This window comes from Campylobacter sp., assembly GCF_030528245.1.
In the GTDB taxonomy this organism is placed as follows: domain Bacteria; phylum Campylobacterota; class Campylobacteria; order Campylobacterales; family Campylobacteraceae; genus Campylobacter_D.
This window is the reverse complement of sequence record NZ_JAUMZG010000015.1, coordinates 1-23402: the sequence shown is the minus strand read 5'-3', so window position 1 is coordinate 23402 and position 23402 is coordinate 1. Positions and strand designations below refer to the sequence as shown.

General features: G+C 46.0%; 28 protein-coding genes and 1 tRNA gene. 10 read left to right on the top strand and 19 right to left on the bottom strand.

Features of this window, described 5'->3' with window-relative positions; genetic code table 11:
• Positions 1-6: 6 nt before the first annotated feature.
• The 4 genes from rpsD to rpmJ are packed head-to-tail and all read right to left on the bottom strand — an operon-like array spanning position 7 to position 1537.
• On the bottom strand, positions 7-633 hold the full coding sequence (gene rpsD, locus Q4A73_RS04100; RefSeq protein WP_303206171.1) for a 30S ribosomal protein S4: 627 nt from the start codon (positions 631-633) through the stop codon (positions 7-9).
• A gap of 19 nt (positions 634-652) precedes the next feature.
• Entirely contained in the window at positions 653-1045 is a 393-nt protein-coding gene (rpsK, locus tag Q4A73_RS04095) for a 30S ribosomal protein S11 (protein ID WP_303206170.1), read from the bottom strand.
• Between the two features lie 9 nt (positions 1046-1054).
• On the bottom strand, positions 1055-1420 hold the full coding sequence (gene rpsM / locus Q4A73_RS04090; protein WP_303206169.1) for a 30S ribosomal protein S13: 366 nt from the start codon (positions 1418-1420) through the stop codon (positions 1055-1057).
• A 3-nt stretch (positions 1421-1423) separates the two neighbouring features.
• Positions 1424-1537 (bottom strand): 50S ribosomal protein L36, encoded by a 114-nt coding sequence (gene rpmJ / locus Q4A73_RS04085; RefSeq protein ID WP_303206168.1) that lies wholly within the window; start codon positions 1535-1537, stop codon positions 1424-1426.
• Positions 1538-2031: 494 nt separating this feature from the next.
• On the opposite strand from rpmJ, the gene Q4A73_RS04080 reads away from it, so the two are divergent.
• On the top strand, positions 2032-4713 hold the full coding sequence (locus tag Q4A73_RS04080) for an autotransporter domain-containing protein (protein WP_303206167.1): 2682 nt from the start codon (positions 2032-2034) through the stop codon (positions 4711-4713).
• Here the strand turns inward: Q4A73_RS04080 and Q4A73_RS04075 are convergent.
• The 3 genes from Q4A73_RS04075 to Q4A73_RS04065 are packed head-to-tail and all read right to left on the bottom strand — an operon-like array spanning position 4696 to position 7630.
• The gene (locus Q4A73_RS04075; RefSeq protein WP_303206166.1) at positions 4696-5310 is read right to left on the bottom strand and encodes a thiamine phosphate synthase; all 615 of its coding nucleotides are present in this window, start codon (positions 5308-5310) and stop codon (positions 4696-4698) included. The two genes, Q4A73_RS04080 and Q4A73_RS04075, sit on opposite strands and share 18 nt — an antisense overlap.
• On the bottom strand, positions 5300-6403 hold the full coding sequence (gene thiH / locus Q4A73_RS04070; RefSeq protein ID WP_303206165.1) for a 2-iminoacetate synthase ThiH: 1104 nt from the start codon (positions 6401-6403) through the stop codon (positions 5300-5302). The genes Q4A73_RS04075 and thiH overlap by 11 nt, the downstream gene beginning before the upstream one ends.
• 9 nt (positions 6404-6412) lie before the next feature.
• Complete coding sequence (locus tag Q4A73_RS04065; RefSeq protein ID WP_303206164.1) at positions 6413-7630, bottom strand: argininosuccinate synthase; 1218 nt, start codon at positions 7628-7630, stop codon at positions 6413-6415.
• A gap of 132 nt (positions 7631-7762) precedes the next feature.
• On the opposite strand from Q4A73_RS04065, the gene Q4A73_RS04060 reads away from it, so the two are divergent.
• The 6 genes from Q4A73_RS04060 to Q4A73_RS04035 all read left to right on the top strand — a co-directional run bounded on the left by Q4A73_RS04060 (position 7763) and on the right by Q4A73_RS04035 (position 11229).
• Positions 7763-8008, top strand: coding sequence for an RNA-binding S4 domain-containing protein (locus tag Q4A73_RS04060; RefSeq protein WP_303206163.1), 246 nt, complete (start codon positions 7763-7765; stop codon positions 8006-8008).
• Entirely contained in the window at positions 8005-8412 is a 408-nt protein-coding gene (gene tsaE, locus Q4A73_RS04055) for a tRNA (adenosine(37)-N6)-threonylcarbamoyltransferase complex ATPase subunit type 1 TsaE (RefSeq protein WP_303206162.1), read from the top strand. Before Q4A73_RS04060 ends, tsaE begins: the two co-directional genes overlap by 4 nt.
• Positions 8405-9133 carry an LPS export ABC transporter ATP-binding protein gene (gene lptB / locus Q4A73_RS04050; protein ID WP_303206161.1) on the top strand — a complete coding sequence of 243 codons (729 nt, stop codon included), beginning with the start codon at positions 8405-8407 and terminating at the stop codon, positions 9131-9133. The genes tsaE and lptB overlap by 8 nt, the downstream gene beginning before the upstream one ends.
• A complete protein-coding gene (locus tag Q4A73_RS04045; protein WP_303206160.1) occupies positions 9133-10386 on the top strand; it encodes an RNA polymerase factor sigma-54 in 1254 nt (417 codons plus the stop codon). Before lptB ends, Q4A73_RS04045 begins: the two co-directional genes overlap by 1 nt.
• An 88-nt stretch (positions 10387-10474) precedes the next feature.
• A tRNA-Ala gene (locus Q4A73_RS04040) sits at positions 10475-10550 on the top strand.
• A 76-nt stretch (positions 10551-10626) separates the two neighbouring features.
• Positions 10627-11229 (top strand): ATP-dependent dethiobiotin synthetase BioD, encoded by a 603-nt coding sequence (locus Q4A73_RS04035; RefSeq protein ID WP_303206159.1) that lies wholly within the window; start codon positions 10627-10629, stop codon positions 11227-11229.
• A 2-nt stretch (positions 11230-11231) separates the two neighbouring features.
• On the opposite strand, the gene rsfS is transcribed toward Q4A73_RS04035, so the two are convergent.
• Both rsfS and nadD read right to left on the bottom strand, forming a co-directional pair.
• Positions 11232-11570 carry a ribosome silencing factor gene (gene rsfS / locus Q4A73_RS04030; RefSeq protein ID WP_303206158.1) on the bottom strand — a complete coding sequence of 113 codons (339 nt, stop codon included), beginning with the start codon at positions 11568-11570 and terminating at the stop codon, positions 11232-11234.
• Between the two features lie 7 nt (positions 11571-11577).
• On the bottom strand, positions 11578-12144 hold the full coding sequence (nadD, locus tag Q4A73_RS04025) for a nicotinate (nicotinamide) nucleotide adenylyltransferase (protein ID WP_303206157.1): 567 nt from the start codon (positions 12142-12144) through the stop codon (positions 11578-11580).
• A 60-nt stretch (positions 12145-12204) separates the two neighbouring features.
• Here nadD and gap point away from each other — a divergent pair, with 60 nt between their 5' ends.
• The 3 genes from gap to Q4A73_RS04010 are packed head-to-tail and all read left to right on the top strand — an operon-like array spanning position 12205 to position 15085.
• Complete coding sequence (gene gap, locus Q4A73_RS04020) at positions 12205-13203, top strand: type I glyceraldehyde-3-phosphate dehydrogenase (protein WP_303206156.1); 999 nt, start codon at positions 12205-12207, stop codon at positions 13201-13203.
• Positions 13203-14402 carry a phosphoglycerate kinase gene (locus Q4A73_RS04015; protein WP_303206155.1) on the top strand — a complete coding sequence of 400 codons (1200 nt, stop codon included), beginning with the start codon at positions 13203-13205 and terminating at the stop codon, positions 14400-14402. Before gap ends, Q4A73_RS04015 begins: the two co-directional genes overlap by 1 nt.
• Complete coding sequence (locus tag Q4A73_RS04010; RefSeq protein WP_303206154.1) at positions 14399-15085, top strand: triose-phosphate isomerase; 687 nt, start codon at positions 14399-14401, stop codon at positions 15083-15085. The genes Q4A73_RS04015 and Q4A73_RS04010 overlap by 4 nt, the downstream gene beginning before the upstream one ends.
• On the opposite strand, the gene feoB is transcribed toward Q4A73_RS04010, so the two are convergent.
• The 10 genes from feoB to Q4A73_RS03960 form a co-directional block, all read right to left on the bottom strand.
• Positions 15069-17093 (bottom strand): ferrous iron transport protein B, encoded by a 2025-nt coding sequence (gene feoB / locus Q4A73_RS04005; RefSeq protein ID WP_303206153.1) that lies wholly within the window; start codon positions 17091-17093, stop codon positions 15069-15071. The two genes, Q4A73_RS04010 and feoB, sit on opposite strands and share 17 nt — an antisense overlap.
• Positions 17094-17321 (bottom strand): FeoA domain-containing protein, encoded by a 228-nt coding sequence (locus Q4A73_RS04000; RefSeq protein ID WP_303206152.1) that lies wholly within the window; start codon positions 17319-17321, stop codon positions 17094-17096. It lies immediately after the preceding gene.
• A 78-nt stretch (positions 17322-17399) separates the two neighbouring features.
• Entirely contained in the window at positions 17400-17762 is a 363-nt protein-coding gene (locus tag Q4A73_RS03995) for a RidA family protein (protein ID WP_303206151.1), read from the bottom strand.
• Positions 17763-17895: 133 nt separating this feature from the next.
• Positions 17896-18387 carry a flavodoxin FldA gene (fldA, locus tag Q4A73_RS03990; protein ID WP_303206150.1) on the bottom strand — a complete coding sequence of 164 codons (492 nt, stop codon included), beginning with the start codon at positions 18385-18387 and terminating at the stop codon, positions 17896-17898.
• Between the two features lie 156 nt (positions 18388-18543).
• Positions 18544-18861 (bottom strand): DUF2325 domain-containing protein, encoded by a 318-nt coding sequence (locus Q4A73_RS03985; protein ID WP_303206149.1) that lies wholly within the window; start codon positions 18859-18861, stop codon positions 18544-18546.
• A gap of 155 nt (positions 18862-19016) precedes the next feature.
• The gene (locus Q4A73_RS03980; RefSeq protein WP_303206148.1) at positions 19017-19778 is read right to left on the bottom strand and encodes an HAD-IIA family hydrolase; all 762 of its coding nucleotides are present in this window, start codon (positions 19776-19778) and stop codon (positions 19017-19019) included.
• Between the two features lie 11 nt (positions 19779-19789).
• Positions 19790-20995 (bottom strand): diaminopimelate decarboxylase, encoded by a 1206-nt coding sequence (gene lysA, locus Q4A73_RS03975; RefSeq protein WP_303206147.1) that lies wholly within the window; start codon positions 20993-20995, stop codon positions 19790-19792.
• Between the two features lie 9 nt (positions 20996-21004).
• Complete coding sequence (locus Q4A73_RS03970) at positions 21005-22063, bottom strand: LptF/LptG family permease (protein WP_303206146.1); 1059 nt, start codon at positions 22061-22063, stop codon at positions 21005-21007.
• Positions 22064-22066: 3 nt separating this feature from the next.
• Complete coding sequence (gene pth, locus Q4A73_RS03965) at positions 22067-22609, bottom strand: aminoacyl-tRNA hydrolase (protein WP_303206145.1); 543 nt, start codon at positions 22607-22609, stop codon at positions 22067-22069.
• Positions 22606-23142 (bottom strand): 50S ribosomal protein L25/general stress protein Ctc, encoded by a 537-nt coding sequence (locus Q4A73_RS03960; protein WP_303206144.1) that lies wholly within the window; start codon positions 23140-23142, stop codon positions 22606-22608. The genes pth and Q4A73_RS03960 overlap by 4 nt, the downstream gene beginning before the upstream one ends.
• Between the last annotated feature and the right edge of the window lie 260 nt (positions 23143-23402).

The window sequence follows — 23402 nt, the reverse complement described above, 5'->3', positions numbered from 1 at the left end:
CCCTTATTATTTTGAATAAAGCTCAACAATAAATCTTTCCTCAACCGGAATGATCACCTCCTCACGCTCTGGTTTTCTAGTAAAAATTCCAAATCTTTTATCTTTCTCCACATCAACCCAAGCCACAATCCCCGTTTGTGCGGTTAGTTCAATGGCTCTCGTGATTTGCGGATTGTTTTTACTTTTTTCAACCACTTCAACTTTCGCTCCCGCTAAAACTCTAAAGCTCGGAATATCCACGCGTTTGCCATTGACCAAAATATGTCCATGCGTTACAAGCTGTCTCGCAAAACGGCGCGTTGTCGCAAAGCCCATTCTATAAACGACATTATCAAGCCTTTGCTCCAAAAGTTGGATGAGTAAAACTCCTGTATTGCCATCCCTTCTCGCTGCTTCGGCAAAGAGTCTTCTAAACTGCTTTTCACTCACACCATACATAAATTTGGCCTTCTGCTTCTCTCTAAGCTGAAGTCCATATTCGCTTATCTTACCCCTTCTTGCTCCGTGCTGACCCGGCGCATAGGGACGTTTATCAAGCGCACTTTTACCCGCTAATCTTCTTTCACCCTTCAATGCAAGGCTGACTCCAAAGCGTCTTTCTAATTTCTCTACCGGTCCTCTATATCTTGCCATAACACTCTCCTAAATTTTCTCAGACACGACGACGCTTAGGCGGTCTGCAACCATTATGTGCTAAAGGGGTAATATCTTTCAAAAAAGTTACCTTGACGCCCTCAATAGCTCCGACACTTTTTATAGCTGTTTCTCGACCGCTTCCTGGTCCTTGCACCTTAATGCCCACTTCTTTGATACCGTGTTCTTTTGCCTTATTCATCGCATCTTCTACAGCTTGTTGGGCGGCATAGGGGGTGGATTTTTTAGAGCCCTTAAATCCGAGTCCTCCCGCACTACTCCAAGCAATCGTATTTCCCATTTCATCAGTAACCGTAACCATAGTATTGTTAAAAGTGGCACTGATATAAACGATACCCCTCGCTATGTTTTTTTTAGCAAGCTTTTTCTTCACAACTTTTCTTTTTGCCATTTTTAATCCTTACGATTTTGCACCCACTGTTTTTCTCTTGCCTTTACGGGTTCTAGCATTTGTTTTTGTTTTTTGGCCACGCACTGGCAAGCCCTTCCTATGCCTTAGGCCCCTATAACTTCCCAAATCCATCAAAGCTTTGATGTCCATAGCCACCTGCTTACGCAAATCACCCTCCACTCTATAATGCCCTTGAATTTCCTTACGAATAGCCGCAGCCTCATCCTCGCTCAGTTCACTAACCCTCTTATCATAAGAAATTCCCGTTTTATCAAGAATCTGCCTTGAGCTGTAAAGCCCTATGCCGTAAATATAGGTCAAGCCATATTCAATCCTCTTTCTTTTCGGTAAATCCACACCTGCAATACGAGCCATACTTTATCCTTGTCTTTGTTTGTGTTTTGGATTTTCACAAATGATACGGACAACGCCCCTGCGGCGCACCACCTTGCACTTATCGCACATTTTCTTAACGGATGGTCTAACCTTCATCGTCAAGCTCCTGTAAATAAAATCGCATTTTGACTTTTGCGCACAAGGCTGGATAAAACACCCACCCAACTATTTTCAAAACAAATGCCAAATTTTGAAAATACTTTCCTGAAAATTTTTGTTAGTTTTCGTAGCGCAAAAAGCGGAGTTTATTTAAATTTAACTTTATTTTTGCTTAGTTAGTTTGACGCTTTAATGTTTTTATACTCTAAGATTTCATGTTCATCATTGTTTCTTAGAACAATCTAAGACAAGCTATAAATTCCATTAATTTAGCAAAGCATTCAAATTAAATGGTTTTCTAATCAAATAAGTATAAATTTTTTATTGCATTTTTTTTTTTTTTGATTTAAAATATTTCGTAATTATAATTTTAAATGGTTAAAGGTTTGATCATGGTTAAAGTCAACATTAAAATAAAGCAACTATTTTTCTTTAATATGCCGCTGTGTTGTTTCCTCCTAGTCGCTTGTGGGGGCGGTGGGGGAGGTGGAGTGGGGAGTGCTCTTAGGCCTACTTTTCATACCTCAAGCCCCTCCAGTGCAAGCTCTACAAGGCCCCAGCTCTCTGCGCCGTCCTCATCCGGGCAAACGGTCTTTTTAAAGGCGCAAAAACCTAAGACATTCGCCCAGACTCAGGCCCAGCTGCAGGATAACTTTATGGATGAAAACACATTGCGCAATATTGGCATCGTGGATGGCTTTTTTGATGGTTATGAAAAGGCCGATTCTACGAAGCGAAGATTGAATATGAAAAACGCCACCATCAGCGATACCAAAAGAAGCATCCAAGGACACGGTGCCAAGGTCGCCCACCTCATAGCCACCCACACGACCCTAAGCCCCCTTTCAGCCTGGGACGGGGGCAATAATCAAGGCTCGTTGAATTTATCCGCTCAACCCTATCTTAGCACCTTGAAAGATTCACACATTTTTAACAACTCCATCGGCACCAATCCCACCCAAGACATGCAACAAGTGAAACAATATCAAAACCAGCTATACAATCACATCAACAAACTCACAGCCAGTAAAATTTTCGTCTGGGCGGCGGGTAATGAAAACCAAGATATGGCAAACGATCAGGCATCTTTGCCAAGTTTGCTTGAGTATAAGAATGCTAGAAAAGGCTTCATCGCTGTAACAAGCGTCGATGGGCAAAATCGCTTCGCAACTGGGGTTAATAAAATCGGCGAGAGGGCGAAGATGTGGGGCATAGCGGCGCCGCATGAGCATTGCTTTTTGCAAAATCAATGCGGGCAAGGAACATCCTTTGCCACCCCCCTCGTAACTGCCGCAGCGGCAAATGTGTGGGAAAAATATCCTTGGATGGATAATCATTTGGTCGTGCAAACCATACTCTCAACCGCAAATCAAGAAGGCACAACCTCCACACTCACAGAGGGACCAAATCCCACCATAGGCTGGGGGGTGCTCGATCAAAACCGGGCCCTAAATGGACCGGCTCGTTTTGACAAAAGGCTACTTTTAGATAACAAAGAGATGGTGGAGGTGAATTTAGACTATCGAAACTATACCGATCAAAATAAACTCACTTGGAGTAATGATATCAAGGGCGATGCCGGCCTGCATAAAAAGGGCACGGGCACTCTCATACTAAGTGGGACAAATTCTTACACGGGAGAGACGAAAATAGAGAGCGGAGAGCTAAAACTAAAAAATGGAAATAATCAAAATAGCCCCATCACCATAGAAACTGATGGCATGCTGACCTTAGAAAATTCCCAAACCCAAGAGATAACCAACAAGGGCGGTTCTTTGAATGTGAGGGGCAAGGTTTTCATTCAAAATTACAACAATGAGAGCGGGGATGCTAAAATTTTTGCAGATGCGGCAAGTCAGATCGAGGCTAATACCATGAATATGCAAAACACAAAGCTCATAGTTGATGCTACCAATATGCAGGTTACGAGCATCAGCTCCACCCCGCAGACCCACACCCTGCTTAAGGCGCAAAAGATTGAAAATTTCAATGGGACCTACTTCGTGCTTGGAAATTTGAGTGCCTTCACTCAGGTCAAAGAACTGCTTTACAACGATACAGAAATGCAAATTTCACACAGCAGAAATTCCACTCAAGCTGTGGTGAAGTCTCTATCCTACGACAATAAGAGGACGAGAAGGGCGGCGGATAATTTTGAAAATTTACTCCTCAGCCTTGAGGATGAAAAGGATAGCACTGTGCCGCTTTACACGGCCGCGCTTGAGGTGATCAATGCGGATGTGAAAGCGATGCCTACCATCATCGACACTCTAACGGGCGAAATCCACTCCACCAGTAATCACATCCTAGCTAAGCAAAATGAGCTTGTCCATCACAAAATTTCACAGCGACTCAATTACTTGAGAAGACAGGATGATAGCGGGATTTATACGGGCGCTCTGCAGAGTAAATTTAAGCTTTCAAGCGATATTTATGCTGGTGCTGATGTCCGACTGAATGCCTTTTTCTTAGGCACGGATGCTAGGATTGATGAGCGCTCTATGCTGGGCTTTGTTTTCTTAAACGCCAACAGTGATGCGAATTTTGACAAATTTGCGGGGCAAACTCAGGTGAAAAACAGGAATTTTTCCCTTTATGGCAGCTATGATTTTGACAGCTTTTATTTGCTAGGCTCCTTGGGCATGGGCTTTGCTACGAGTGAGGTGAATAGGCCTATCCATCAAACCTTTTCGCAAAGCTCCCACAAAGACAAGCTCACCAATGCCTATGTGGAGCTGGGTAAGGAATGGCCGCATCACTCTGTGATATTCACGCCTTTTACGGCCTTTTCAAATGAAAACATCTCCAAAGGGGCCTTCAGTGAAAATGCGAATTTGGGCTTTAGGGCTGAAAAGAAAAACTACCATTTGAATAAGATCATCGGGGGCTTGCGCGGCACGATGCTTTTCAATGCAATAGAGCTTGAGGGCGAGCTTCGTCATAGCTTCGCGCTCAATCCTAGCAATTTTGACTTTGAAGCCTCCTGGCAAAACCATGCGGCCGCAAACATCAAAGGCATGCGACAAAATAAGCATCTCACTTTTGCAAATTTCACTATGATTTACTATTTGTCGCCTTATTTTAAATTGGACACACAGTATGATATTTCTTTCAAAAATTTAAAGAAAAAAGAGGGGCATATTTTCAACATAGGCCTAAGATACGCCTATTAGGCCCTTTTTGCAAAGCTTAAGATAATCCTTAAGCTCCATCTTACGCATCAGAGCCTCCCTCATGCAAACCCCAGCCACGCTTAAATTTTGAAAAATAGCGATGTTTTCAAGCCTCACGCCGCCTATGGCATAAAGCGGGATGGGACTAAATTGTAGCAGAGATTTTAAAAATTCCACCCCCCGTCCCTCAAGCCCCTCCTTGCAAGAGCTTTCAAAAATATGCCCCGCAAAGGCGTAATTAACCCCGTAATTTACCGCCTCCAAAAGCTCCTCCTTGCTATGCACCGAAGTGCCGAGGATGTGAAAATGCCTCCGCAGTCTCGCCTCCTGCCTCAAAAGTGGCAAGGGCGCGTGAAAATAGCGATGATTCAGGCGCAGCGCCTGCCGGTCAAAATAATGCAAAATGCAAGTCGCACCGTGCTTTTTGCAAATTTTTAGCACCTCCCTCGCCGCGTCAAAATACTCATCCTCACTCAGACCCCTCTCCCGCAAAACCACCCCATCAACCCCAGCCCTCACAAGCCTTGCCAAGTGCGTTAGAAAATCCCCCTCCACACAAGAGCTATCAGAAATGGCTAAAATTTTTTTATCCCACATAGAGACTATCACCCATCACAGGCTCAAAAGAACGACTCTTAAGCATCTTTAAAATTTCATCCACGCTTCTAGCATCGGTGATTTCAAACTGCGCATCGCCGCTTTTTTCCCCAGAATGCTCCCCTATCCCCACACTCACCCCAGCGCTCATCTTGGTCGCTCCTAAGGCCAAAGTCTCATCGCGAAAGCCCGCTCGCTCGCGACTTGAGATGGTGATGCCCGCAAAGGGCAAAAAAATGCGGTAAGCACAAAGCACCTGCAAAAGCCTTCTTTCGCCGACATCCTTGGGATGAATTTTGGCATTGTTGATGATGGGCCGCAGGCGAGGGATGGAGAGGGAAAGCTCAGCAGCAGGGTATTTGGCCTGCAAAAAATAGGCATGAAGCGCGCAAAACATGGCATCTTTTCTAAAATCATCCAAGCCCAAAAGTGCGCCAAAAGCCACGCCTCGCATCCCAGCCCTCAAAGCCCTCTCCTGCCCACCAAAGCGGTAGAAAAAATCGCTTTTTTCCCCACTGATGTGGAATTTTTTGTAGGCTTTTGGATTGTAAGTTTCTTGAAAAATCGTTACAAAATCACAGCCCGCAGCGTGCAAGAGGGCGTATTCTTCCTCACGCATCGCGTAAATTTCCACACCCACGACCCTAAAATACTCCCGCGCTATCTTGCAGGCGTGGGCGATATACTCAGGCGAGGCGTGCTCCCTACCCTCACCGGTGAGCAGGATGATTTCTTGCAAGCCGCTTTGGGAGATGGCTCTCATTTCGGCGTGAATTTCTGCTTCGTTAAGCTTGGATCGGCGGATTTTATTGCCCTTTTGAAAGCCACAATATGTGCATTTGCTGTTGCAGTGATTGGAAAGATAAAGCGGGGTGAAGAGATTGACCGCGTTTCCAAAATATTTCAGTCGAAGCTCTCTCGCCCTCAGTGCTAGCTCCTCGATCATCCCCTCGGCGCGCACACTAAGTAGGGCTTGCAAATGCTCTGGGCTAGGATTTTTAGAGGCTAAGGCCGCCCTCACTTGCTCGGAGGTGAAATCCCGCGGCTCATAGTTTCGCACCATTTTTTGAATTTTTTCAAAAATTTCTTCCACCGTTGTCCTTCAAAACCCCCGTCCGTTCTTGCCTGCGATGATAAAACGCAGGGCGTTGAGCTTGATAAAGCCCGCCGCATCCTTGTGGTCATAAACCTCATCCTCCTCAAAGGTCGAATAAGTCGCATCGTAGAGGCTGTTTGCGCTTTCCCTACTTCGCACGATCACATTACCCTTATAAAGCTCAAGCCCCACCCTCCCGCTCACAAATTTTTGACTCTCATCGATGAGGGCTTGGAGCATCAGACGCTCAGGCGAAAACCAAAGCCCATTGTAAATGAGATGCGCATATTTTGGCATCAGCTCGTCCTTAAGATGCGCCGCTTCCTTATCCAGCGTGATGCTCTCCATCGCCCTGTGTGCCTTGAGTAAAATCGCCCCCCCCGGCGTCTCATAGCACCCCCTGCTCTTCATCCCCACGAAGCGATTTTCCACCAAGTCAAGCCGCCCACAGCCGTGCTTGGCACCCAGCGCGTTAAGTCTTGCAAGTAGCGCGGCAGGGCTCAGTCTTTCGTCGTTTATCGCCACCAGGTCCCCGCGGGCAAATTCCAGCTCCACTACCTCGCCCTCATCCGGGGCATCTTTGGGGTCCCTACTCCAGCGCCACATCGCCCCGTCAGCGGGCTTTGCCGGGTCCTCAAGCACCAGCCCCTCATAGGAGATATGCAGCAAATTCGCATCCATAGAATAGGGCGGCGCCTCCCCCTTTTTAGCGATGTCTATGCCGTGTTTTTGCGCGTAGGCTAGGAGTTTTTCGCGGCTGTTTAGATCCCACTCTCTCCAGGGCGCGATGATGTGCAAATTTGGCGCAAAGGCCGAGTAACCCAGCTCAAAGCGCACCTGATCGTTTCCCTTACCCGTAGCGCCGTGACTTAGGGCGTCAGCACCCTCGCGAAGGGCGATTAGCGCCTGAGTTTTGGCGATGAGGGGTCGGGCGATGCTTGTGCCGAGCAAATACTCCCCCTCATAAAGCGCATTGGCTCTAAACATGGGGAAAACATAGTCCCTTACAAATTCCTCCCGAAGGTCCTCGATGAAAATATTCTCCTTTTTCACACCCAAAGCCAAGGCTTTCGCCCTTGCAGGCTCTAGCTCCTCACCCTGCCCGATATCAGCCGTGAAGGTAAGTACCTCGCAGCCGTATTCATCCTGGAGCCATTTTAAAATGATGCTTGTATCCAGCCCGCCAGAATAAGCCAAAACCGCCTTTTTAATAGAATTTTTCATCCACAACTCCTTGGAAAATTAATGCGCAGATTGTAGTCAAAATTTGTTTAAAAAAGGACTTGAGGGGGGATTCTCAAGCAAAATTGATTCCAAATTTCCTTTTAGATTAGAATTTTTTGCTAAATTAAGCTCATGAGAGTGGATAAATTTTTAAATGTGGTCAATATCACCAAGCGCAGAGCCATCGCTGAGGACATGTGCAAGAGCAAGGCCGTGAGCATTAACGGTCTCATCGTCAAGCCCAGCAAGGCCGTTAAAATCGGCGATGTGATCACCCTGCACTTCACCGCCGGCAGCGAAAATTACAAGGTCCTAGCCCTGCCCTCTGGCAAAAGCATCCCCAAAAATGCGCAAGGCGAGTATGTGAGTCGGCTATGAGGGAGTTGGTTTTGAGTCAAAAGGAGCTTGAGGGGCTCATCCCCCACCTGCCACAAAGCGGCGTGATTTTGCTGCGCGGGGACGCATCCAGTGGCAAGACCACCCTCGTTAAGGCATGGCTGAGGACGCTTGGCGTGACGGAGGGCGTGAGATCGCCGACCTTCACGCTCATGCAAAAATATGAGGCAAGAGGGCTTGAAATTTATCATTACGATCTCTATCAAATAGGCCTTGAAGGGCTTTTGAGAAGGGGTTTGTTTGAGAATTTATTTGAGGAGGGCTTGCACCTTGTAGAGTGGGGTTGTGTGCGACTGGAGGAGGCCCTTAAAAAAATGCATTTAAGGCCATTCGTGCTGGAAATTTCTTTCATGGAAAATAAAAGAAAGTATAAAATTTATGAGTAAGCTGGAAGCGATAAATTTGGAAAAAATCATCAAAAAAAGCAAGATCATCCAGGGCATCTCTCTTGAGGTCCGAAGCGGGGAGGTTGTGGGGCTTTTGGGACCCAATGGGGCTGGCAAGACGACGACTTTTTATATGATCTGCGGGCTCATCGCGCCCAGTGGGGGGAGGGTTTTGCTCGATGCTAGGGACATCACCAAAGAGCCACTCAATAAAAGAGCGCGCCTTGGCATAGGCTATCTGCCGCAAGAAAGTAGCGTTTTTAAGGATCTTAGCATTGAGGAAAATTTGCTTTTGGCCGCAGAAATTTTCTACAAAGACAAAAAAATTCTCAACGAAAAGGTGGAAAAAATGCTCGAGCTCCTCAGCATAGAGCCCATCCGTTTGCGCAAGGGCCTAAGCCTCAGCGGAGGAGAGCGGAGGCGCTGTGAAATCGCTCGCAGCCTGATATGCGAGCCGCAATTTTTGCTTCTGGATGAGCCCTTTGCTGGGGTTGATCCCATTGCTGTGGCTGAAATTCAAAGCCTCATTGAGACGCTCAAAAGGCTGGGCATTGGTATACTCATCACCGATCACAATGTCCGCGAAACCCTAGCCATCTGCGATCGCGCCTATGTGATAAAATCGGGCGCGCTTTTGGCCAGCGGCAGGAGTGAGGACATCGCGAAAAATCAAGATGTGAGAAAATATTACCTAGGAGAAGAGTTCAAACTCACCCACTGATGCTAAGACAAAAACCCAGACAATCGCCCAAAACCAAGCTCTCCACCACCCTGCGCTCGTGGCTGCCCCTGTTGCAGGTGGGGCTTGAGGATTTGAAAGAAAGCCTGAATCAATTCGCCGAAGAAAACCCCTTTTTGGAAGTGAGCGAGAGGGTGAAGACTCACAAAAATGGCAAAAATTACTACGATGCCTTTTACAAAAATGGCGCAAATTCCGAGCTCATCGAGGCCAAGGCCCTGCATCAAAAAAGCGTTTATGAGCTTTTGGATGAGCAGCTTGTGCCGCCGCTCTTTCCCACGGACAAGTCTCAAAAAATCGCCGCGCTCATCGTCCAGTGCCTCAACCACGAGGGCTATTTTGAGTATGATGGGGCGCTTTTGGGGGAATTTGGCCGCGAGGAGGTGGAGCGGGTGCGGAGGCGCTTTTGCTACCTTGAGCCTGTGGGCGTGGGGGCGGTGGATTTTAAGGAGGCGTTTTTGTTCGCGCTTGAGAATTTGGATCTTGATGGGGGGCTTTATGACTTTTGCAAGATGATGATTAGGGACTTTGAGCGCATCCAAAACTACACGAAAGATAGGCTTTATAAGCAAGCCATTGAGCTGATTAAAAAATTCACCGTGCCGCCCTTTTTGGAGTATTTTGAGGACAGCAGAGCCCTCATCCCAGACCTCTTCATTTTTAGGGAAAATGAAAACATCAAGGTGAAAATCAATGACGATTATTACCCTGAGCTGAGCATCGAAACGGACGGGCTTGAGCATGAATTTTTAACGGGCTATCTCAAGGAGGCGCGCAATTTAGTCGACGCCCTTGCCATGCGCAAGGCGACCCTTTATAAGATCGGCCTGATGATCATCGAACATCAATACGAATTTTTTATGGGTGGGGAAATCAAGCCCATGACCTTGAAAAATTTAGCCGAGGATCTGGATCGCAACGCCTCGACCATCTCGCGCGCCATAGCGAACAAATACCTAAGCTGCGAGCGTGGGCTCATACCCTTGAAGAACTTTTTTGCCTTTGCGCTCGATGAGGAGGGAGAGACCTCAAACGCTAGTGTGAAGGACTTCGTGGTGAATTTGATCAAAAATGAAAACCGCAAAAAACCCCTGAGCGATAGTAAAATTTTAGAGCTGGCACAGAAGGAATTTAAGATCGACATCGGGCGGCGCACCATCACGAAATACCGCATCCAACTCAAGATCGCAAGCTCAAGTGAAAGGAAGAAAATTTACGAGCTTGAGGGGGGATGAGGGGGGAGTTTTAAAATTGACATGGATTGAAATTTTGTGTTTTGCCTTATAAAATTAACGATAATTTTGTTACAATTTGAGACGATAAGGGGCATTAGCTCAGCTGGGAGAGCACAACGCTGGCAGCGTTGGGGTCAGCGGTTCGAGTCCGCTATGCTCCACCATTTTAGAAATTTAAAATAAGATTTTTGCAAGTGAATTGAATGAAACGCTTTAAAATAGTTCTTGTTGAGCATTTGTATGCAAATTTATGTCAGTGCCGTTCATACTAATGTAGGCAAAACACATTTTAGTGCACTTTTTTGTCAAAGCTTCAATTATGATTATTTTAAATTAATTCAAGCTGGAAAGCCTATGGATAGAGAGTTTATCGCTAAATTTAACCCTCAGACAAAAATCTTTAAGGAGGGTTTTGTTTTTGAAATTTCAGCTTCGCCACATATTTGCAAAATCAAAGAGCAGGCAAAATATGAGGCTATGGATATTAAAATTCCCTCAAGTAAAAATTTGATCATAGAACTAGCTGGCGGTCTTTTGAGTCCCATTGACGAACAATATACGATGATAGATTTTATGAAGCAATTTAAAAGACCTACTTTTTTAATTGCCAAATATTATATGGGCAGCATTAACCATATTTTGTTAAGTTTGCAAGCTTTAAAAAATGCCCAAATTCCTATAATAGCCTTGATTATGATGGGAAGAAAAAATATTTTACAGGACGCATTCATTCAAAATTACACTCAAATTCCATTGATACATTTGCCATTTTTTAATGAAAATAATTTTCTCAAAATAAGCCAAATTACCAAAGAAAAACTCATTAAACTTCATAAATTCTAAGATCAAATTTTATTACAAATCGAACCATTTTTTAAATTTTTTAACAACTCCTCTAATTGATAAACGCCCCGATATTCAGGGCTGAGTAAGTGTATGAGCACATCGCCTAAGTCTATGACGCTCCATTGCTCTGAGCTTTCAAGGTGCAAAAATTCCTCGCCCTTAGCCTTAAGCTGCACCCTCAGCTCATCGATGAGGGCTAGGGCGTGCTTTTCTCCCAGGGTATTGGCGATGATGACAAAGCTTACAAAATAATCCCCGCCCCTCATGTCAAAGCTCTCAATATCCTCAGCCTTTTTTGCGTCCAAAATTTCAACGATGGCTTGAATTCTTTCTCGCATTTCATCCTCATAAATTTTTAAAGCGACATGTGGTTTTGTGTAGATTTTCGTAACACTTCCTCACCTCATCCCTGATGACTTCACTCACCTCATCGGTATTTAAGCTTTGTCTTATGAAGGTCGAGGAGATGTCTATGCGGGTGTCGAGCCTTTGAAAATTGTGCGGAATGGCGATATTGTCGCGATGGGCGATGATGAATTCAACCTTTTCCATCAGCCTTTCAAAGCCGTGCCACTCCTGCAAACCCTCCAAATGATCGGCCCCTATGATGCAGTAAAATTTGCTCGGCTCATAAAGTCCCTCAAGATACTCGACGCTCTCTATGGTCGGCACCGAGCGATTTTGTTTGATTTCAAAATCACAAATTTCCACCCTGTCCAAATTCCCCCAAATTTTTTTTGCCCACAAAAATCTTTGTTTTTCATCAGCAAAAAAGGAGCGCTTGAAAGGATTAACGAAGGCTGGCATTATGATGAGCTTGTCTATATCTAGGCCTTCTAAAGCCTTAGTCACCACGCTTTGATGCCCCAAGTGGGGAGGGTCAAAACTCCCTCCAAAAAGTGCTATTTTCATTAAATTTTTTAACCTTTTTTTGTAAGATTATAGCACTTTATTTCAAAAAAGGACACTAGCATGGGAGTAAAAATTGCGATCAATGGTTTTGGACGCATAGGCAGATGTGTAGCTAGGATAATTTCGCAGCGCAAGGATGTGGAGCTTGTGGCGATTAACGACACGACAGACATCGAGCTTGCGCATTATCTTTTCAAGCATGATAGTGTGCATGGGGAATTTAAGGGCAGCGTTGCGGTGGATGGTGATGATTTGGTGATTGATGATAAAAAAATAAAAATTTTCAAAACGAGAAATATCGCCGAGCTTGACTTTGCAGCCTACGGGGCTGAGGTCGTGCTAGAATGCACGGGAGCGCATTTGAGCTTAGAAAAATGTCAGCCCTTTTTAGACAGGGGCATCAAAAAGGTCATCATGAGCGCACCAGCCGCAGATGCCACTCCTACCTATGTGATGGGCGTCAATTCGCATCTTTACAAGGGCGAGGCCATCATCTCAAACGCCTCTTGCACGACCAATTGCTTGGGGCCTGTTTGCAGGGTCTTGCAGGATAATTTTGGCATAGAAAAGGGTTTGATGAGCACCATACACGCCTACACGAACGGCCAAAGTCTCATTGATGCGAAGACAAAGGACAAGCGCCGCAGTCGTGCCGCCGCGCAAAACATCATCCCCACCTCCACAGGCGCGGCTAAGGCGATGCGCCTTGTGATGCCCGAGCTTGATGGGCGGCTTCATGGGCAGAGTATGCGCGTGCCTGTGATCGATGTTTCCAGTGTGGATTTGACGGCGCAGCTTTCCCAAAAAGTCAGCAAAGAGGCGCTCAATGATGCTTTTAGAAAGGCAGCCGCTACGAATTTAAAGGGCTTGTTGGCGGTTGATGATGAGGAGAGGGTTTCTAGCGACTTCATAGGCTCAAGTTATGGGGCCATCGTGGCGAGTGATTTGACGCAGGTCATTTGCGAGGATTTTGTCAAGGTCGTAGCGTGGTATGATAACGAATGGGGCTATTCCATGCGTTTGGCGGATATGGCCGTGTATGTTATGAAGGGGCGTTGATGAGCGAAATTATTTCCATAAAAGATATTGATTTAGCAAAAAAAAAGGTCTTCATCAGGTGTGATTTTAACGTCCCACAGGATGATTTTTTAAACATCACAGACGACAGACGCATCCGCTCGGCCATCCCTACGATACGCTACTGTCTTGATAATGGCTGCAGTGTAATTTTAAGCTCACATTTAGGACGCCCCGATGCTATCAGCTCTAAATTCTCTCTGGAGCCCATTGCTAAGAGGCTTTCGCGCTTGATGAGTAAGGAAATTTTAATGGCAAAGGATGTCGTTGGGGAGGATGCGAAAAAAAAGGCGCAGAATTTGCAGGCGGGCGAAATTTTAATGCTGGAGAATTTGCGTTTTGAAAGGGGGGAAATCAAAAACGATGAGGCTTTGGCGAGGGAATTTGCCGCTTTGGCTGAAATTTATATCAACGATGCCTTTGGTGTGTGCCACAGGGCGCATGCTAGTGTGGAGGCGATCACGCGTTTTTTTGAGATTAAGGCGGCGGGTTTTTTACTGCTAAAAGAAATCAAATTTGCTAACAATCTCCTAAAGCACCCCGCCCGTCCCTTCGTGGCTGTGGTCGGCGGCTCTAAGGTCAGCGGCAAACTCCAAGCCCTCATCAATCTCCTACCCAAGGTCGATAAGCTCATCATTGGCGGCGGCATGGCTTTTACCTTTTTGAAGGCTCAGGGCTTTGATATAGGCGATTCGCTTTTGGAAGAAAATTTGATCGATGAGGCGCAGGCGATTTTGAGCAGGGCCAAGGAGCTTGGCGTGAAAATTTACCTGCCTGTGGATGTGGCTGTGGCGCGCACTTGCACGAGTGAGGCCTTGATGTCCTATGTCCCTACTCAAGAAATCCCCAACGGCTTCATGGGGCTTGATATCGGGCCTGCGAGCGGGAAGCTTTTCAGAGAGGTTTTAGCGGATGCGCAGACGATTTGGTGGAATGGACCTATGGGTGTTTTTGAGATAGAAAAATTCGCTAAGGGCTCTTTGAAAATGGCGCATTTTATCGGCGATAGTAACGCTACGACCATCATCGGCGGGGGCGATACGGCGGATGTGGTGGCTAGGAGTGGTGAGGCGGATGAGATGACCTTCATCTCTACGGGGGGTGGGGCGAGCTTGGAGCTTATCGAGGGTAAGGAGCTGCCGGGCGTGAAGCCCTTGAGGGGCGATGGGGAGAGGTTATGATTTTTGCGGCGAATTTAAAATGCAACCACACGAGGACTTCTTTTGCGCTTTATGCGAGGGCGCTGAATGACTTTTTGGGGAGCAAGGATGGGGATGTTTTTATCTTCCCGCCGAGCGTGGCCTTTTTGCAAGATGAGCTTTTTTTCACGCAAGGAGCGCAGAATTTTTACCCCTGCATCAATGGCGCTTTCACGGGTGAGCTGGGCAAGGAGCATTTGGATGAGTTTGGCATCGACTGCGTTTTGCTAGGGCACAGTGAGCGGAGGGTTTTTGAAAACCATGCCCTAATCAAAGAAAAATTTGACTTTGCCAAGGCGCAAGGATGGCAGATTTTTCTTTGTGTGGGAGAAAATTTAGAGACAAAAGAGGCGGGGAGGAGCAGGGAATTTTTGCAAGATCAGCTTTGCGATTTGGACTTATCCTACGCGAAACTCACCATCGCCTACGAGCCGATTTACTCCATAGGCACAGGCCTGAGCGCTGATTTGGGCGATATTGCTGAGGTTTTGAGCTTTTTATCAAGCCTTAGCGGGGCGCCCCTGCTTTATGGGGGCAGTGTCAATGAAAATAATGCAGAAAAAATTCTACAAATCCCTCATTGCAGCGGCGTTTTGATTGGCTCTTCGGCCCTGAGGGTGGAAAATTTTATCGCGATGCTGGAGAAGATCAGGCGAAAAATTTAGCCAAATTTATCCCCACAAAGGCCACAATATAAGCCATCACGCAGGTGAATAAAAAAAGATAAAGCGTGAATGTGCCCTTGCCGCTTTCTTTGGAAAAAACTGTGGTCGCTGCAAAGCAAGGGTTGTAAATCATCACAAACAAAACATAAGCCACTGCCGTGGTGAAGGGCACATTTTGGGCTAAAATTCCCCTCAGTCCCTCGTCATTTTCATCCACTCCATCGCCTAGAGAGTAAAGTACGCCAAGCGTTGAAATCATCACTTCTTTAGCCGCCAAGCCACTGATTAAAGAAACGCTAAGCCTCCAGTCAAAATCAAGCGGGGCAAAGAAAGGCTGGATGGCCTTACCAAATTGCCCTAAGTAGCTGTTTTCTATGAGCTGTTCTTGAGCCTTTAGCTCGTCTTTGATGTCTTCATTTTGCTGCGGGAAATTACTCACAAACCAAATGAGTATGGAGGCTAGGAGTATGAAGGTCCCCGCTTTTTTAAGATACATTTTGGCCTTGTTGAAGCACATTTGCCACACTAGGCCCCAGTGGGGCATTCTGTATTTTGGCATCTCCATCACGAAGGGCTCATTGAGGCCGCGAAAGGCTGTCATTCTTAGAACCTTCGCCGATAAAAGTCCCAAAAAGGCCCCCAAAAGATAAATTCCAAAAAGATAATTTCCCGCCTGCTCCTCTGGAAAAAATGCTCCGATGAAAAGCACATAGACAGGAAGTCTGGCTCCGCAGCTCATGAAGTTGATGATGAAAAGTGTGAGCAGTCTGTCCTTTTTATTTTTGAGGATGCGCGTGGACATGAAGGCGGGTACAGAGCAGCCAAAGCCCGTGATGAGTGGGATGAAGCTTTTGCCGTGGAGTCCAAATTTGTGCAAAATTCCATCCAGTAAAAAGGCCACTCTCGCCACATAGCCTGTGTTTTCTAAAAGCGCTATGCCAAAAAATAGGATTAAAATATTAGGCAAAAATAAGATCACCGCTCCGACCCCACCAATGATGCCATCGGCTAAGACTGAGGCGAAAAGCTCATTTGGAATTAGCTCCTTGCAAAGCTCACCCAGTGCCGTAAAACCTGCCTCAATGTAGTCCATAGGGATAGAGCCCAAACTAAAAGTAAGCTGAAATAACGCCCACATAAAAAACAAGAAAATGGGAATTCCAAGATATTTATTTATCAGTAGGGCATCGATGCTTTGGGTGATGTTTTTTAGAGTGGGTGTTTTTTTGACAACCTGCGCGTTGAGATTTGCGGCAAAGGAGAGAATTTCTTCTTTAAAGATGTAGTTTAAATCATCGCTACCGTGGCTTTGCATCAGTTCATTTTGACACTGCTTAACGCAGTTTAAAAGCTCATTATTTTCATTTTCAAGCTCATTTTTTAAGAGGGCAAGAGCAAATTGACGGCTTGAATTTTTTGAGTGTGAAATGGAATGGGTGTCTATGAAATGAGTGATTTTTTCAAGATTTTGTTCGATGTTTTGGCTGAAATTTCGATCACAGCCTTGGAATTCGCTCTCATAATTTTGCACGATGCTCTCCAAAAGCAGGTCCAAATTTTCCTTCGTTTTCGCGCTGAGACTAAGGCAGGGAGTTTTTATTAGAGCGCTCAAATTTTGCGTGTCGATTTCAAAGCCTTCTTGTTGCGCTTCATCTTGCATATTTAGGGCTAAAATCATCTTTTTTTGCACATCCAAAAGCTGCGCGGTGAGGATGAGATTGCGTTCTAAATTTGTAGAATCCAAAACATTGATTATCACATCGTAATGCTCGTTTTCGAGGAATTTTTTCGTAACTTTTTCTTCTTCAGAGTAGCCGTTTAAATCGTAAGTTCCGGGTAAATCGATGAAATCAAGTCTGTAATTTTTATAGGTGATTTTTGCGCTGGCTTTTTCTATGGTAACGCCAGGAAAATTTCCCACCCTGAGGTTGGATTTGCAAAGTGCGTTGATGAGCATACTCTTGCCGACATTGGGCTGTCCTACGAGCACGATGATAATGCTTTTCATCTACCGCACCTCTTTGATTTTGATGGCTTTTGCTTCGCTAGAGCGTAAAATCACGCAGGAATTTTCAAGCTCGACTAAAATGGTCGCTTGTCTCAGTGAAGAGTTGAGTTTTTTTATTTTTTTGTTTTTGGTAAAACCGAAGCTCAAAAGTCTGTTTTTAAGCTCCAAATCCGCATCAAAGTCAAGTATAAAAGCACTTTGCTTATCCTTCAAGGCATCCAATGTCATTCGCAATCCTTATCATCCAGTAAATTTTGATAAGGATTATAGTTTTTGTTTGATAAATTTGAGTTTAAATATCAAAATTTATTGTTTAGCGGCAATGATTTCAATCTCAACCCTTGCCCCCTTAGGCAGGTCTTTCACTGCAAAGGCCGAGCGTGCAGGGTAGGGGGTGGTGAAAAATTCTGCATAGATTTTGTTAAAATCGCTAAAGTCGTTGATGTCGGCCAAAAAGCAGGTTGTTTTCACTACATTGTCCCAATTCAATCCATTCTCATCAAGCACGGCTTTTACATTTTCCAAAGCCCGTCTTGTCTGCTCTTTTACATTTTCGCCCACAAGCTCACCCGTGTCGGGATCTATGGCCAATTGCCCCGAGACGAAGAGCAAGCCATTTGCCTCCCTATAAACCGAGTAGGGACCTATTGCCTTAGGATATTTTTGCATTTCTTCTCCTTGATAATTTTAAATGAAGGGGGTATCTTAACAAATACATTGTTAAATTTTTAAGCTGAGTTTTTGCGGGATGAAGGATGAGGGAAGCTTGATTTGAACCAAGCTTCAAGCTATTGATGAGATTTTAAGAAAAATGAGACTTGATTTCTCCAACCCAAGCGTCAATTCTGGCCTCAGTTTGATCCTCTTGATTGTCGTTATCAAGCGCTAAACCTACAAATTTACCATCGACCACAGCATCGCTTGATTCAAAATTATAGCCATCGGTGGATACCGAGCCGACTAAGGTCGCACCTGCATTTTTTAGATTCTCAGCGAGCTTTCCCATACCGCCGCAGTAAGTGTCTGAGTAGCTTTCGCTATCGCCCATGCCAAACACCGCTACAGTTTTGCCGGCCAAATTTAGACCTGAAAAATCAAAGCTATCCCAGTCATCTTGCAGATCGCCACTACCCCAAGTCGATGTCCCACAAATGAGCTTATCGTAGGAGTTGATTTTTGCTGCATCGATATCGGCGATATTTAGCACATCGTCTATTTCAAGTTTGCTAGCGATGGTGTTTGCCGCTGCCTCAGTATTTCCCATCGCACTCCCGTAAACCACTGCTACTGCCATTGTTTCTCCTTTTGTTGAAAAATAATTAAATCCTAACATAATTTGGTTTAAATCGCATAAATTTTTTGGCCTCTACTATGCTAAAACTAAAAAATTTTAGTTTACGAAATTGCATCATTTTCATGCCATCATAGTGAGGCGTAGGCTTAGAGAATTTTAATTTTTTTTATCGCATTTAAATTTTTCCCCTAATCCAAACACCTTGCAATACTCACAATAAACACAACTCACGCTTCTTTTAGCGCATACGAGCGGGATTTTGCGCTTTTTGGCTTCGGTTTTGATTTTTTTCATGGTGTTGTGATTCAAAAAGCTCGTCAGCATGACTATGCATTGCGTTCCGGTCGGTATGGGTTTGCGATTGACACGATTTTCATTTCTCGCATCCCAGTGTTCCACTTTCTTAGCTCCCAAATCATAAAGCACAGCTCGAATGGGCGTTATTTCATCAGCTCCGATAACTAAAACAGACATTTGGTTTTCCTTTCTTTAAAGATAAATTTTCTGTCGCTTTAGGATTATAATGAAAGAAAGCTAAAATTATTTTGAAATTTATTATCAAAATAATTTATTTTTTCATGAATTACAACTGTTTAATAATTTGTTAGCTTTATATTTTCATTTCCATATTAAAAAACGCAACACTTCAGCAATTCCCCCACATCCTGATAAACAAAATCAAGTCCGCCCACATCAAGCCCGTCCGTGCTTGAAATTTTCCCGCTCAAAACCAAAGCCGTCCTCATCCCAAGCGCCTTCGCTCCGCACAAATCCCCCCTAAAATCATCACTCACAATAAGCACCTTGCTAAATTCCGCCCCCTCATCCTGATGCTTCAAAAGGCCCAAAGCGCTCTCATAAAAGGCTTTGCTAGGCTTTCCCACGACCTCGTATTTAAGCGCCGCGGCGTAATTTATCATTCGCATGATGGCCCCCACGCCCGGATACGCCCTGCCGTCTTTTTTGTAAATGCTCGTCTCATGCAGGGCGATGAAACGCACCCTTTTTTGCGCAAATTCCACCATTCGCGCAAAGTCGCCAAATTTAAAGGCATCATGGCTTGCCACCAAAACCGCGGCGGGATTTTGAAAATCCAAACCAAAGCCCAAAATTTCAAGGCTTTGCAAAAATTGCGTCGAGCCAAAAGCCGCCACCTTGCAAGGGGACAAAATCTCCCTCAAAACGCAAAGGGGATCAAGATAGGCTCCCTCTTTTATCTCAAGCCCCTTTTGCCTCAGGCTCTCTAAAAAATTTAAATTTTTTGTATTATTTGTGAGGATGAGGTAGGGGGTATTCGTGGCGTTAAGCCTAGCGATGAGCTCTTTTGCGCCGCGGATGGGGCTTTTGTCCTCATCACCAATTAAAGTGCCTTGCACATCCAAAAAAAACATCGTTTCTCCTTTCAATCACTCAAAAATTCCACTTCCAAAGCGATCAAATCCTCAAAGCTCTCCCTCCTGCGTATGAGGCGCACCGCACCGCCCTCAAGGGCCAGCTCGCAAATTCTAGGGCGCGTGTTGTAATTGCTACTCATTGCAAAGCCGTAAGCGCCGGCATTTTTCACCACCACGATGTCCCCGCTCTGGCTTTTGGGCAGCCTCCTGTCCCTCGCAAAAAAATCCCCACTCTCACAAATCCCACCGACCACATCACAGGGACTCTCCTCGCCCTCATTGTAGGGCAAAAGCACCTCGTGATAGGCCGCATAAAGGCTGGGGCGGATGAGATCGTTCATCGCCCCGTCAAGCACCATGAAGCGCTTGTTTTTGTTGGTTTTCTCATAAAGCACCGAGCAGACAAGCTCACCCGCACCCGCCACCAAAAAGCGCCCCGGCTCTAAATTGATCGTTAAATCAAGCCCCGATAGCTGCGACAAAACCCCTTGCGCATAGGCATACAAGTCAGGCTCCGCCTCCCTCTCATAGCTCACGCCAAGCCCCCCGCCGATGTCAAAAAATTTCAGCCCCAGACCCAGGGCATTAAATTCACGCACGAGCTGCGCCACAATGCCAGCCGCCTCGTGGATAGGCCCCGTGTCTAAGAGCTGTGAGCCGATGTGAAAATGCACGCCCACAGGCTCTAAAAACTCAGCCCTAAAGGCGTGAAGATACATCTTCTTAGCCGTCTCAAGCTCCACGCCAAATTTATTTTCCTCAAGTCCCGTGGCGATGTAGGGGTGGGTTTTGGCATCGACATTGGGATTGACCCTGATGCTGATTCTAGCCCTTTTTCCAAGCCTTTTTGCCACGCTTTCTAAAAGCTGCATCTCGGCCTCGCTTTCGACATTGATGTATAAAATTTCAAATTTCAGGGCAAGCTCAAGCTCCTCCTCGCTTTTACCCACGCCGCTGAAGATGATTTTATAGGGCCTTGCCCCCGCCCTTAGAGCCCTTTTGACCTCGCCGATACTCACGCAGTCAAAGCCGCTATCAAGGCGGGCTAGCATTTGCAAGAGGCTGAGGTTGGAATTGGCCTTGAGGGCGTAAAAAATTTGAGATTTTCGCGCCTTGAAGGCATTTTTGAGGGCTCCAAAACGCTCCTTAATGCGGTCAAAATCATAGAGGTAGAAGGGGGTTTGAAAGCGCGCTTTGAGTTTTTGATAATCCATAATGAAACCTCATTTTCGTCTGTAAAAAAGCCACAGGGCCGTAGCGGCTAGGCAGAAATTGGGCAAGAGTATGCCAAGCTCGCCGCTGAGGACGCCATTTTGCGCAAGGCGCGTGAGTAAAAATAGCCCCCCCCACAAACCCAAAACGACCAAAAAGCTCACAAAGCCCACGAAGGCTAGGTTGAAAAATCGCGCTATGACGGGAAAGTGATGCACCATCACAAGCATCAAAAAAGGCGCGAAAAAGGGGGCGAAAATGAGCTGGTAGAGGGAAATTTTAAGCGCCGTTACATTCAAACCCTGCGCCTTCAGTAAAAACAAGGCCTGCCATGCGTCTTTTATGGAGTGCTGGCTGTCGTTGGCGACATTTTCAATGATCTTAGGCTTAAAATCCCTCAGGGTCTGCATTTGCGTGAAGGCCAGCGTGATGGGGGCGGCTTTGTTCCATTCATAGCGCGGGGAAAACTGAGTGATCGCGCCCTCTTCTAGCACCCAAAAGTCCTCCTTAAATTCGGCTTCTTTTGCTTGAATTTGAGTGCTGAGCGCGCCCTCTTTGATCTTGAAAATTTTAAGATTCTGGACGCGATTTTGCCCATTTTCAATCTTTTCAATGAAGACAAAAACATCATTGAATTTCAAAAAGGCCTCGCCGCCGGGTTTGATGAGGGTGCCGTTCTTTAAGATGCTTGATTTGTAGTCATTTGCGTAGGCAAAGGGTGTGAAATTCGCCCCCACATAAAGGAGGCAAAACAACAGTGCCCACAAAAAGGGATAAAGTGCGATTTTATTTTTACTCAGTCCTAGGGCATAAAGGCTCACAAGCTCGCCTGAGCGTATCATCCCCAGCAAAGAAAGGCTCAGGGCAAACACTAGGGAAAGCGGCAGGATGTAGCCGGTCGCACCAAAGGCTAAGAAAATCACATAGAGCAAGATGGTGTTGGCACTTTGGGGGAGGTCCTTGGCATTTAAAAGCAAATCCACTCCGCAGTAAAAGCCCAAAAGTGCGAAAAAAATGATGAAAAAATTTTTCAAATAAATGAGCGAGATGTAGCGAAAAAACATCCCCATCACTCAGGCCCTCAAGCTATAGAGCGAGGCGACGCGCCCCAAATCCTGCCCCTGGCAAAGCTCCCGCAAGGCCAGCGCTCCCTGCAAAAGCACGGCGCTTAAAATTTCACCTTCCTCGGCCGTGAAGGCTGATAAAACAAAGGCGCTCACATCCTCCGCCCTCCCCACGCCGATGCGCACCCGCTCATACTCAGGCCCACAAAGTGCGTCGATGCTTTTAAGGCCATTGTGTCCGCCGTTCCCGCCGCCTTTTTTGAAGCGCAAAGTGCCTAAATTTAAGTCAATATCATCGTGCGCGACGATGAGGCGGGAGCATTTGTAAAAGTCCCTAACCGCCCTCACGCTGAGGCCGGAGGCGTTCATGTAGGTGTGGGGTTTGAGGAGGAGGGTGGGGCCTGTTTTGTAAAGCTCTCCCTTGAATTTAGCGCTAGCAATGGGGGAAAATTCACCCCCCTTCAAAAGCAAATCCACAAGCATAAAGCCCGCATTATGGCGCGTCCCCTCATACTCAGGCCCCATATTGCCAAGCCCTACGACTAGGGTCATCGCGCTTTTTCTACGCCGACAACCGCCACCCTATCCGCCTCGATGAGCTTCACCCCCGCTGGCACGGCGACATCCTTGACAAGCAAGGCATCGCCCACATCAAGCTTGCTCACATCAAGCTCAAAAAAATTCGGCAAATTTTCCGCCGCGCACTTGATCTTGAGCCTCCTTTTGGACTGGATCAAAACGCCCTTGTTTTTGAGTCCCACGGCCGTGCCTGTGATCTTGACCGGGATCATGTAGTTAGACACCACGCCCCTTTGCGCGACCTTCAAATCCACATGCTTCAAATCGCTCGTTACAGGATCTTTTTGGTAGTCCACCACCACGACATTGAGGACCTGCTCCCCGACCTTCACATCAAAGGCTAGGGTGCTTTTTTTACGCACTGCCTTGATAAATTCGTTCGTCTTAAAAGCGGCGTGGATGTTTTCCAAGCCTTTTCCATAGATGTTTGCGATCAGATAACCATCTCTCTTCAAAGCCTTAGCCGCTTTTCTGCCGATACTCTCTCTAACGATACCTTCTAACATCTTCTTGTCCTTTTTTGAAAAATGAGGGCAGATTGTAGCCAAGTAAGCTTTTTTTTTGATTAATCATTTCAGCGGGGTTCTAAGCGGGGAGGGATCGAAGCGGCTGGGGTAGAAATTTCACAAAATTTCCCCCCAAGACTAAACTTTTTTTCCAAATCGGCGATATAGGGGCTAACAGGCTCACGGATGGGCTTGAATTCACTTAAAAGGATTTAAAATGGGATTTCGTATCAATACGAATGTCGGCGCACTCAACGCCA